The 11,262-nt window shown below is 66.7% G+C and carries 12 protein-coding genes; 7 read left to right on the plus strand and 5 right to left on the minus strand.

Annotated elements, in window-relative coordinates; genetic code table 11:
* The first annotated feature begins 5 nt into the window (after positions 1 to 5).
* The 6 genes from OSB52_RS14830 (at position 6) to OSB52_RS14855 (ending at position 3,974) form a co-directional block, all read left to right on the plus strand.
* Positions 6 to 287: a hypothetical protein gene (locus OSB52_RS14830; RefSeq protein WP_235724925.1), complete on the plus strand. Its 282-nt coding sequence runs from the start codon at positions 6 to 8 to the stop codon at positions 285 to 287.
* Between the two features lie 36 nt (positions 288 to 323).
* The gene (locus OSB52_RS14835) at positions 324 to 632 is read left to right on the plus strand and encodes a DUF3349 domain-containing protein (protein ID WP_235724926.1); all 309 of its coding nucleotides are present in this window, start codon (positions 324 to 326) and stop codon (positions 630 to 632) included.
* Between the two features lie 19 nt (positions 633 to 651).
* A complete protein-coding gene (locus tag OSB52_RS14840; RefSeq protein ID WP_235724927.1) occupies positions 652 to 1,002 on the plus strand; it encodes a DUF3349 domain-containing protein in 351 nt (116 codons plus the stop codon).
* Complete coding sequence (menE, locus tag OSB52_RS14845; RefSeq protein ID WP_266062561.1) at positions 999 to 2,156, plus strand: o-succinylbenzoate--CoA ligase; 1,158 nt, start codon at positions 999 to 1,001, stop codon at positions 2,154 to 2,156. Before OSB52_RS14840 ends, menE begins: the two co-directional genes overlap by 4 nt.
* 186 nt (positions 2,157 to 2,342) lie before the next feature.
* Entirely contained in the window at positions 2,343 to 2,843 is a 501-nt protein-coding gene (locus OSB52_RS14850; RefSeq protein WP_235724928.1) for a hemerythrin domain-containing protein, read from the plus strand.
* Between the two features lie 129 nt (positions 2,844 to 2,972).
* The gene (locus OSB52_RS14855; RefSeq protein WP_266062503.1) at positions 2,973 to 3,974 is read left to right on the plus strand and encodes a zinc-binding metallopeptidase family protein; all 1,002 of its coding nucleotides are present in this window, start codon (positions 2,973 to 2,975) and stop codon (positions 3,972 to 3,974) included.
* 50 nt (positions 3,975 to 4,024) lie between these two features.
* Here the strand turns inward: OSB52_RS14855 and OSB52_RS14860 are convergent, their stop codons facing one another.
* The 3 genes from OSB52_RS14860 to OSB52_RS14870 all read right to left on the minus strand — a co-directional run bounded on the left by OSB52_RS14860 (position 4,025) and on the right by OSB52_RS14870 (position 5,821).
* Positions 4,025 to 4,306 (minus strand): type II toxin-antitoxin system RelE family toxin, encoded by a 282-nt coding sequence (locus tag OSB52_RS14860; RefSeq protein WP_266062506.1) that lies wholly within the window; start codon positions 4,304 to 4,306, stop codon positions 4,025 to 4,027.
* Positions 4,303 to 4,578, minus strand: coding sequence for a type II toxin-antitoxin system Phd/YefM family antitoxin (locus OSB52_RS14865; RefSeq protein WP_235724931.1), 276 nt, complete (start codon positions 4,576 to 4,578; stop codon positions 4,303 to 4,305). Before OSB52_RS14865 ends, OSB52_RS14860 begins: the two co-directional genes overlap by 4 nt.
* A 121-nt stretch (positions 4,579 to 4,699) precedes the next feature.
* Positions 4,700 to 5,821, minus strand: a complete 1,122-nt coding sequence (locus OSB52_RS14870) for a linear amide C-N hydrolase (RefSeq protein ID WP_266062508.1) — start codon at positions 5,819 to 5,821, stop codon at positions 4,700 to 4,702.
* Positions 5,822 to 6,127: 306 nt separating this feature from the next.
* On the opposite strand from OSB52_RS14870, the gene OSB52_RS14875 reads away from it, so the two are divergent.
* The gene (locus OSB52_RS14875) at positions 6,128 to 9,565 is read left to right on the plus strand and encodes a DEAD/DEAH box helicase (protein WP_266062510.1); all 3,438 of its coding nucleotides are present in this window, start codon (positions 6,128 to 6,130) and stop codon (positions 9,563 to 9,565) included.
* A 107-nt stretch (positions 9,566 to 9,672) separates the two neighbouring features.
* Here OSB52_RS14875 and OSB52_RS14880 read toward each other — a convergent pair whose 3' ends face one another.
* Both OSB52_RS14880 and OSB52_RS14885 read right to left on the minus strand, forming a co-directional pair.
* Positions 9,673 to 10,566: a type IV toxin-antitoxin system AbiEi family antitoxin domain-containing protein gene (locus tag OSB52_RS14880; protein ID WP_266062512.1), complete on the minus strand. Its 894-nt coding sequence runs from the start codon at positions 10,564 to 10,566 to the stop codon at positions 9,673 to 9,675.
* Between the two features lie 93 nt (positions 10,567 to 10,659).
* Positions 10,660 to 11,013, minus strand: a complete 354-nt coding sequence (locus tag OSB52_RS14885; RefSeq protein ID WP_266062514.1) for a helix-turn-helix domain-containing protein — start codon at positions 11,011 to 11,013, stop codon at positions 10,660 to 10,662.
* Positions 11,014 to 11,262: the final 249 nt, after the last annotated feature.

Below are 11,262 nucleotides of genomic sequence, written 5' to 3' on the forward strand. Positions count from 1 at the left end.
CCCCGATGGACATCGTCGAATCGATCGGCAAGGTGCTGGTCGTCGGCCTGCTGTTCGGCGCCGGACTGCCCGCGCTGTTCGCCTTCGGTCTGCGCTTCCACGCCGAAGGCGCCACCGAGACCAACGCCGACGGCACTGTGACGCCGGGCAATCCGGCGCTACGCGCGGCCGGTTACGTGATCTTCGCGGTGGTCCTGCTCATCATCGCCACCGCGCTGCTGTGGATCACCCGCCAGACCATCTACTACTACTTCGACATCAAGATCTTCCCGTTCGGCTACAAGTGACGACCTGATCGACGCGACCCGGAGGTTCCACCACTCATGTCCGACGGCACATCGCTGTTCGAATCCGCCATCAATTGGGTTCGTCAGGGCTATCCCGAGGGCATCCCGCCCACGGAGTTCCCGCCGTTGCTGGCGCTGCTGGTGCGGGTTCTCGACGAGCGGCAGGTGACCGACGTGGTGCTGGAGCTCGGCCGCGACCGCGACGGCGACCCGCTCACCGAGGACCGCATCGCCGCGGCGATCACCTCGGTCATCGACGAGAAGCCTTCGGAGGCAGAGATCAATCAAGTGGCGTCGCGTCTGGCCGCCGCCGGCTGGCCGCTCGCCGCGACCAGCGACCGCTGACCGCCCTAGAATTGCCCTCGTGGACCGACCACAATTCCTGCAGCGCGTCATCGAATGGTTGCGCGCCGGCTACCCCGATGGTGTGCCGCAGGGTGACTACATCCCGCTGGTGGCGCTGTTGCGCCGGCAACTGTCCGACGACGAGGTGGCCCAGGTCGCCGATGCACTGATCACCGACGCCCCGGCCAACGGTGATCCGATCTCGAAGGTCGACGCCGCGGTGAAGATCATCGAGATCACCCAGGAGATGCCGCACGAAGACGACATCGCCCGCGTCCGCGATCATCTCGAGGCCTCCGGCTGGCCCTTCGACGACTCCCCGCTCACCCCACCCGCCGCTCCTGACGATGAGCCCGGTGAGCAGCCCTGAAAACGCTCCGCTCCCTCCACCTTCCGGCACGACCCGACGTTCTCGACCGTCGCGGCGAGCTCACGACAATCCTCGACGGCTCGGCCGCCTACGTCCCGGTCCCCGACGACCCGCTCGACACCGCCACACTGCGTGACGCTCTCGGCGTCGACGACCCGATCGCCGACGACATCTCGCTGGTGATCTCGACGTCGGGCACCACCGGCACACCCAAGGGCGCCCAGCACACCGCGGTCACCCTCACCGCCTCCGCGCAGGCCACCGCCACCCACCTCGGCGGCCCCGGCAACTGGCTGCTCGCACTCGCCCCCCACCACATCGCCGGATTACAGGTCCTGTTGCGCGGCTTGGCCGCCGGCTTCACACCCACCGTCCTCGACGTCACCGACGGCTTCGACCCGAACGCCTTCGCCGACGCCCTCGACGCCCTCGACGGCCCGCGCCGCTACACCTCACTCGTACCCACCCAGCTGATCAAGGTCCTCGACAACCCGCGCGCCACCACGGCCCTCGCCGCTGCCGACGCCTTGCTCGTGGGCGGGGCCGCCACCCCGGTCCCGTTGCTGCACAGGGCAATCGATGCCGGCATTCCCATCGTGCGCACCTACGGCATGAGCGAGACCGCCGGCGGATGCGTTTACGACGGCGTTGCGCTGAACGGCGTGACCATCCGCATCGACGACCCCAACCCCGACGGCGTCGGCCGGGTGCTTCTGGGCGGCCCGATGATCGCCCATGGCTACCGCAAGAAACCCGACCATCCCGCCTTCGCCGAACCGGGCTGGTTTCGCACCGACGACCTCGGCCGTGTCGATGATCACGGCGTGCTCACCATCGTCGGCCGGGCCGACGAAGCGATCAGCACCGGCGGACTGACCGTGGTGCCGCAGGTGGTGGAGGCCGTGATCCTCGACGACCCGGCCGTGCGTGAATGCGCCGTCGTCGGCCTGCCCGATGAGCGGCTCGGCGAAAAGGTGGTCGCCTTCGTCGTCGCCGCCGGCACCATCGACTCAGCGAGGATCCGGGGCGCGGTCGCCGAACGACTCGACCGCTACGCCGCACCGCGCGAGGTGATCGAGCTCGACGAACTCCCCACCCGTGGTCCGGGGAAGGTCGACCGGCGGGCGTTGCGGGCGCGGTTCTCAGACCAGTGAGGTGAACCTGCCGGAAACCAGAACGTTCACCTCACTCGGTCACGGCGTCGGCCGGTGAGCGGCTCGTTAGTACCCGACGGTTTGGCTCCGCCCCGCCGCGGGCATTCGGTTCGCAACGGTTTCGCACGCAAAGGTGCCCGCGATTCCGCTGCCAGCCCCGCTCACCACCGCCAGAGAGGCCATCCGATGTCGACCGATGCCATCGTGCTGCTGAAAGACGACCACAAGCAGATCAAGAAACTGTTCAACGACTTCCGCAAGGCGGGTCCGAACGCGACGAAGACCAAGGGCGACATCGTCTCGAAGATCATCGAGGCGCTGACCGTGCACACGTACATCGAGAACGAAGGGATGTATCCGGCCGTCCGCAAGGCCGTCCCCGACGTCGAAGGCGACATCCTCGAGTCCTACGAGGAGCACCACGTCGCGGACCTGCTGGTGATGGAGCTCATGACGATGAAGCCCGACGATGAGCGCTTCGACGCCAAGACCACCGTCCTCATCGAGAACGTCGAGCATCACATCGAAGAGGAAGAATCTGAGTGGTTTCCCGAGGTCCGCAAAGCGCTGGGCCGAAAGGAACTCCAGCAGATCGGCGAGGAGATGCTCGAACTGAAGAAGAAGGCGCCGCACTCGCCGGCACAGCCATCCGCACTGAAGAAGACAATCGACGCCGTCATCAAATAGGCGCGCGGAGCAGTGAGGTGAACGTGCCGGAAACCGGTACGTTCACCTCACTGCGCGCCAGTGGTTGAAAGCCCCCCTTCTCGGGTACAACTGTGCGTGTCCCCTGCCGCGAGAAAGCGACGACACATCATGCGCGATTTCACCTGCCACAACTGTGGTCAGCGTCTGTCCTTCGAGAACAGCAAATGCCTCAACTGCGGCAAACCACTGGGTTTCTGGCTCGAGACCCGAACCATCTACAACCTCGACGAGAAAGAGCGCACCGAGATCGACGGCACGCTGGTCGAGCGATGCGAGAACACCAAAGTCGCACAGTGCAACTGGTTGGTCGCGTGGTCCGGCACCCCCACCCTGTGCGAGTCCTGCCGCCTCACCCGCACGCTGCCGCCGGAGACCGACATCGAGGCCCGCGCCGAGTACGGCCGCGCCGAAACCGCCAAACGACGGCTCGTGCTGGAGCTCGACGAACTCAAACTGCCCATCACCGGCCGCGACGAGGATGCACAGACCGGCCTGGCCTTCGACCTGCTCTCGAGTGCCGAGCAGTCGGTGATCACCGGCCACGACAACGGTTTGATCACCCTCGACCTCGCCGAGGGGGACGACGTGCACCGCGAGAAGCTGCGGGTGCAGCTCGAGGAGCCCTACCGCACGCTGCTCGGCCACTTCCGCCACGAGATCGGGCACTACTACCAACTCGTCCTCATCACCGGCGACGTGCGCCCGAAATTCGAGGAACTCTTCGGCAACCCCGACGACGACTACCAGGCGGCGCTCGACCGCCACTACTCCGAGGGCGCCCCCGACGGCTGGCCGCAGACCTACGTGTCGTCATACGCGACGATGCACCCGGCCGAGGACTTCGCCGAGACCTTCGCGCACTATCTGCACATCCGCGACACCCTCGACACCGCCGCCGCCTTCGCCATGGCGCCGGCCGGATCGACCCTGGACAGCGTGCTACCCGGCGACGTCGGCTTCGAACAGCTCATCGGCTGGTGGCTGCCGCTGACCTGGGCGCTCAACCAGATCAACCGGTCGATGGGCCACCCGGACCTCTACCCGTTCGTGCTGCCGCCGGCGGTGCTGGACAAGATCCGCTTCGTGCACAATCTGATGCCGTCGACCTGACGTCCCGAGTGAGGTGAACGTTCCGGTTTCCGGCACGTTCACCTCACGACTCATGTCCGATACACGTGCGCACGGTGGTCGATGTCGACGATCAGCACGGAGCGATTGGCATCGTCGATGCGCAGAAGAATCCGATAGTCGCCACGACGCGCACTATGCAGACCCTCGAGCTCATTGCGTAGTGGCTTGCTCAGCCGCCGTGGATTCTCGGCGAGCGGGCCGGAGATGAACTCGATGACGGCGTGCGCGACGCGACCGGGAAGGCGCGCAAGGGCACGGCGGGCGGGTGAGGCGATGGCGACGTCGAACGGCTGCGGCGTCGAATCGCTCATCGTGGGGGAAGACCGTGCTCGGCGCGCAGGTCGTCGAGGGAGATGGTGTGCCCGGCTGCGTGCTCGTCATCCGCGCCGGCGACCGCATCGGCCGTTCCGCGCCGTGAGAGCCAGTGAATCGTCTCGTGCAGCGATTCGAGATCGTCAGCCGACATCAGCACCGCAGCGGGCTTGCCGTGCTTGGTGATCGTGATGATGTCGTGCGTCGACTCCGCGCTGTCGACGAGCGCGGAGAGCTTGTCCTTGGCCTCGCCCAGCGGCACAGTCGTCATCGCCTCATTTTAGCCACACTTCTGGCCTCACAGGAGGCACAAGTCGCCACCCGACGTCCCGAGTGAGGTGAACGTTCCGGTTTCCGGCACGTTCACCTCACCGGAGTCGGCCGCGACGGCGTTATTCCGCGTTCACGAACGACGCGAGTTTCTCGGTGACCAGATCCTGAATCTTGTTCTCGTACTCCTCGACCGGCTTCGTGATGTGCTTGATGTCGGCGCTCGCCTTCTGCACCAGCTCACCGATGAGCTTGGCCTGCTCAATCGAGACGATGTGGAACTTGTGGTGCTTGGCAAAGTCCTTGTGCACCTCACCGGCGATGCCGCCCTCGAGCGCGAGCTTGCCGATCAGGTCCAGCTTGGTCTCGCCGGACCCTTCGGAGAAGTCGAGGTCATTGAGATCGACCCACACCGTGTTGGGTCGGGTGGTGGATTCGAAGGTGTAGCGCAGGTTGGTCAGGTCGAGGACGACCTGCCAGAGCGTTTGCGACGCATCGGGTTTGCCGGGCTCGGGATTGCGGAACGGCTGAGCACAGTTGCGGATGATGCTCATCATCGCCGCCGTCGCCTGCAGCTGCGACGTCGGCTGCGGCTGCACGCCGACGTAGTAGAGCGCGCGGGCGAAGCGGTCGGCGGCCAGGCACGTGCCGGGCAGCGGGTCGTCGCCGCCCAGACCGTCGTACTTCTTGACCAGTTCGAGTTGCTGATCGTAGCTCGGCGAATTGGTCATCACCAGGTGATCGCGGCTGTGATAGATCTGCAGCTCGCCGTCGATGTACTCGAAGATGGCAGAGTCGCCACTGGCGTCTTCGATCGCGAGGTGCAGAGCAGGTTTGCTGTGGCCCGTCGGATCGGCGATCGGAACAATCTGCGGCTGCGCCGACTCCGTCCACGCCACGGCTTCGGCGACGGTCTCGAAGTTGTCGAGGTAGTACTGCAGCCACACCGACATGGCCAGCTGCGGTTTCGAGTCGTCGGGGGTGCCGTAGTCCGACTCCGCCAGCCACAGGATGTGGCCACCCAGTCCTCGTTCGTTGAGGCCGTCGGTGGACAGCAGGTCGTACACACCGGCGATGAGGCTTCCGTACTTGGCGGTCCACTGGAGTTTGCCGGCGATACGGTCGTCGCGCTTGATGCCGCGGGGAAGTTTCCACAGGTTGGTGTGGAGGTCCTGATGGAAGTCCATGTTACGGCCGACGATCACCGATCCGTTGGCATCCGGCCACATCACGCGCGTGCACATAGTCTTGAGCGTCTCCTTGAGATCGAACGAGCGGTACCGCCGGCGAACACCCGACCGAATGTCACGGTCCGCCGGGCCCAGCTAAGCAGCACCCGGCGAACCGATGCCGCGATTGCCCGGAAACGCCCACAAATCCGGCACAAAAAGCCACTGCCCATGTCACAACACGGCATATCGGCGTGCTTCACGATTCCGCTGCCCCGACCCGACTGAGGTGAACGTGCCGGAAACCGTGACGTTCACCGCACTCGCCTCCAACCCACCACCACTTTTGCATTCCCACCCGCACCCCCACTTCAATGAGACATGGAGTCGACACAGGAGGCGTTGTTGGTCAGCTACCGCACCCTCCGGTCCTTCGTCGGCGCAGCCGAGCATCGCCTGTGGATCACGACCCCCTGGTGGGATGCCTCGCCGCAGGCCGCCACCCTGCTCGACGACACGATCGCCGCGCACCGACGACACGTCGACGTCATCGTGTTCACCCGCCCCGACGCGTCCAACGATGCCGCGCTGCGGCGCCTGCGCAGCGCCGGCGTTCGCGTGGTGACCGTGCGCAACCTGCACGAGAAGGTCGTGCTCGCCGACGACCGCGTCCTCAACCCGTCGACGAACTTCACCCGCACGGCGCTCGCGGTCGACGAGAACCCCGGGACCGTACACTCCGCGTCGCGGCTGGTCGATGCGTTCGTCGCCGGTTTCGACCTGATGCGCGACGGCCAGGACCGGGTCACCGGCGGCGAGGAGACCTGGACTCCCACCGCCGCCCTGATCCCCCCGCCGCTGCGGCCCTACCTGGATCGATTCGATCAGCTCAATCCGCTGCAGTCGAAATCTGTTCCCGCGGTGCTGAACACCTCGGGGCATGTGATGGTGGTGGCGCCGACGAGTTCGGGCAAGACGTTGATCGGCGAAGTGGCCGCGCTGCGGTCGATCCTGTTGGAGAACCGGCCGGCGGTGTGGCTGCTGCCGGCGCGGGCCCTGGCCGCCGAGGTGGCCGCGACCGCGGCACGCTGGCGCGAGCACGGCATCGCGTCGATCGAGCTGACCGGCGAGACCAACATGTCCAGCGACCGCATCCGCACCGCGCAGCTGTGGGTGGCGACCACCGAGAAGTTCGAATCTCTGTATCGCCGTTCGTCGTTGCGATCGTTCCTGGACAGCGTCGGCTGCCTGATCGTCGATGAGGTGCACCTGGTGGGCGATCATGAGCGCGGCGCCACCCTGGAGTCGCTGCTCGCACGTCTGCGAGCGTCGGCCGACCGGACGCGGATCGTCGCGCTGTCGGCCACGGCGGGCAATGCCGAAGAACTGGCCGCGTGGTTCAACGCCCAATTGATCACGGTGAATTGGCGGCCCACCCGCCTTATCACGCAGTTCGTCACCTACGACTCGACGCCCGGCAAACCCTGGGACGACGAGGACACGAAGGACGAGGCCCTGACCGACCTCGTGCATGAGCTGTCCGAAGACGACGCCGGTACGTCGGGCAGTGTGCTGATCTTCTGCGGCAGCAAGAATGCGGTCCGACGCACCGCGGGCCAACTGGCCGGCGTGCGCTACCGTGGCGTCGACGACGACACCCTGGTGGAGCAAGCCTTCGCCAAAGGTGTCGGCATCCATTTTCGGGACGCACCGAAAGCCCAACGGGCGCTGGCCGCTTTCAACGCGCGCCAGATCGACACGCTGGTGGCGACATCCGGGCTGTCTACGGGGGTGAACACGCCGGCCCGCACGGTCATCATCCGCGACCTGACGCTCGGCATCAACGAGCTCGAGACCAGCCAGGCCCAGCAGATGCTCGGCCGCGCCGGGCGCGCCGGACACGAGGCCGAGGGCTTCGGATTCATCATGGTGCCGCACAGCGAGGAACTCGCTTGGCGCAGCAGGCTTGTCGCCGGCTACCGGGTGGACAGCCGGCTCAACGACAAACTCGCCGACGCCGTGCTCGCCGAAATCCTCCTCGGCAGCATCACCCGTCGCGCCGATGCACAACTCTGGTACGAGGGCACCTTCGCCTACGCCCAGGACAGCAAGCGCCGCGACCTCAAGGGCGTGCTCGACCACCTCGTCACCCACCGGCTGGTCACCGACGCCGACGACACCCTGACCGTGACCGATCTGGGCGCGCTCACCACCCGCCTGATGGTGGGGGTCGACGCGGCGAGCAACCTGCACTCCCGCCTCGCCGCGCTGCCCACTCCCACCGACGCCGCCGAAGCCGAACAGCTCGTCCTCGCGGCAATCGCGAACAGTGTCCCGGCACTGCGTGATTGGCCGGTCAATCCCAAACCGTACGGTCAATGGGTCGACGACACCCTGGCGACGGCCCCGACGTTGAACCGTCGGCTCGACATCGAGTTCGGCAGCCAGTTCTGCGCGGCCGCCGCCGTGGCGGCGTTGAACAGCCCGGATCGTCTGCGGGTCTCCGGTGCGATGTCCCGCTCGGAACTCATCCGCGCCATCGACGCGTTGCCGCGCTACCTCGGCTGGATCGCCGCACTGGGCCATATCGGCATCGGCTCGTGGCAGCCGGTGGTGGCCGGCGACCTCGCCCGCCGACTGACCTGGTGGCACCTCACACCTCATCCACAGCGCGGCAGTGGGCGGCTGCTGTGGTTCCTCGAACAGCTCCAAGACGACGACGCCCGGCGCACGCGGGTGCCACTGCTGTGGCGACGAGCCCGTGGCGCCGACTTCACCAACCCGAACGGCATCAACTCCCCGCCCCGCGGAGTCGACCTCCCCCGCAACGACTTCGACCACCTCGTCGCAAGCCGGGCGCACCTGGCGCTCGGTCCGGCCGACGACACCGACCTGCCGCTCGACGCCTCACCACCCGATTCCACCCTCGTGGTCCTCGGCAACGACGGCGCGGCCCGCGCCACCCTGCGCACCCACACCGTTCCGCGGAACGTCGAACTGCCGGTGCCGCACACCAGCCGAGCCACCGTGCTCGCCGCCGACGTGATCCTGTTCTCGCGCCGTGGTGATGTCGCCTATCAGAACGCCGTCGTCGACCTGCCGGAGACCGGTGCCGTCGATGCGTCGTCGGCCCTCGATGACGCCCGGAAGCTGATCGCCCGGTTGTCGCCGCCAGCCGCGGTGGTCACGTCACCGGGTCGTCGTCGCGTAACGGCTCAGGGCAAACGCAAACGACTCCTGTCCGATCTGTTGCCGCAGACCATCCCGGAACCGCAGTTGCTGTCGATCGCCGAGGCATTGAGCGGTGACGCCGACGACGACGACGAAACCCGCGTCGTCAGGCTTCGGGCCGCCCTGGAGGAGGTGCTGCGCATCGACGCGTCGGCCGCCGACGCTCCCCGCCCGGCGGCCGCTGTCCTGAAGGCCGGCCGCGCGTCACCTCGTGAGTTCGAGTGCGCCCTCCTCGCGCTCGCCGGAACCCTCGGCATCGAAGCGGGTGCCGCGGTGACCGATCACGGACACCTGGTCGCGCTGGTCCACATTGGTGGCGAATGGCGAACAGCCACACCCCTCGACGATGGCCACGCCATCAGCAACCCGCTGTTCCCCGAGAAGCTTCCACCGACCATGAACCCACTCGGTCTCGTCCCCGCAAAACCCTTGGAGCCGGCCCGGCCCCTGTTCGGGTGGCTGGCGGAGTTCACCCCGGGTTCGGGTGAGCCGCCGTCCAGCGCCCGCCGGTCGGCCGCCCGGACCGACATCGAGCATGCCGCCGCTGCAGAGGTCCACCACACGCACGTAGCCCAGCGGAGTGAGTAGAACGTCGCGGTTTCCGTGACGTTCTACTCACTCGACCGCTGTGGCGCTGTTCGACTGAGGTGAACGTGCTGATTTCCGGAACGTTCACCTCACTCGACACGGCCGCGTCACGCCGCCGCGTGAGCAAGCGCGTACCGGATCTGCGCGGCAACGTAACCCGGTCGCTCCAGCAGGTCCGACCAGGTGAAGTTCAGTACCGTCCAATCAGCGTTGATCAGCGCGTTGCGTCGTCGACGGTCGCGCTGAAAGGCGTCAGAATCGGAGTGGTAGGCCATGCCGTCGATCTCGACCGCCACCTTCTGCGCCGGGAATGCGAAGTCGAGTTCATAACCTGCCGCTTGGTAATTCGCTTCCCAGCCGACGATCTCGTGCTCGGTGAACACGGCGACCGCCAGCCGTTCCGCCTCCGAGTGAGCATTGGGGCCAAGCAGTTCGAGAATGCGTGCCATCTGGGCGGCGTTCTTGCCGGTCGTGTGCCGTCCGTACGTGGACATCATGTCCTCGACAGACACGAGGTGCTTCTGTAGCGCCCGATCGACCACGTCCATACCGCCCTCGACCGCAGCCTCGAGCACCGCCAGCGGAAGTGCGGTGACGCGCAACCCGTCTCGCTCCACGACGTCGACGTCGAGCAGCGGACGCCGCACCACCGTCACCCCGGCGACCGACGACCCGTGCCACCCCAACGGCGCGGTCACCGTCGCCGACGTCGGGCGCCTGCCGATGACGCCGTGCCACCAGGCGGCCATCACACCACCGAGTACGGCACTCGGCGAGACCGACAATGTGGCGATTCGTGTTCGGGTGCGCGCGGTGGCCGGATGGTCGACGAGCCGGTAGATCCGGTGCCCCTCATCCACCCAGTCGCCCGCCGCGATTCGCCGCGCGACCATCCCGCGACTCACCTTGTGCTCACGCGCCTGCGCAGCGGTGATGATGCCGTCGCGCTCGAGTGCCAGCTTCCGAAGTTCCGGTGGTATCCCCATGCGATTCAGACGCATCGGAGAGCCATCCGGTTCCACCCGATGTCGCCCCGGATCCGAGTGAGGTGAACGTGCTGATTTCCGCGACGTTCACCTCACTCGGCACTGGGCTCAGGGTCCGGGAGGCAACGCGACCTCGATAGTGCGCTCCCCCAGACGTGCTGTGGTGGTGACGTCGGTGGCGCCGGCGGCGGCCAGGTAGTTGACCAGCGTCGACAGCAACAGGTCCTCACGTGCCTCCAACCCCGACACCGCGGTCTGTTTGATACCCATCCGCTGGGCAAGCTCGGTCTGGGTCAGCTGTGCAGCGCGGCGGATCGCCGCCAACCCCATCGCGTGCGCGCGGTCCGCCTGGGCCATCTCCGCGCAGATTGTATCGACCCGCGCCGCGGTATCCGGGTCCGCCAACAGCTGCGCGATCCGCTCATTGCCACGACGGAACGTGACCTGCTTCTCCTCACTCATCAGCCCTCACCTCTCTCAGTCTCGGTCTGCTGTTTCCACGCCTCGATCGCAGCATCGGCGCGCGGTCCGACGCTCTCGTAGAACACATCCCCCATGCGCGCCTTGTCCCGGAAAACAGGGCCACCACCACATGCTCGTCGTCGGGGAACCACACGATCAACCGCACCGCCACGCCCTCGCGATAGATGATGGTTCCCACCCGAGTGAGGTGAACGTGCTGTTTTCCGCGACGTTCACCTCAGTCGGCAT

Origin of the sequence: Gordonia aquimaris (assembly GCF_026262595.1) — a bacterium.
GTDB classification, from domain to species: Bacteria; Actinomycetota; Actinomycetes; order Mycobacteriales; family Mycobacteriaceae; genus Gordonia; species Gordonia tangerina.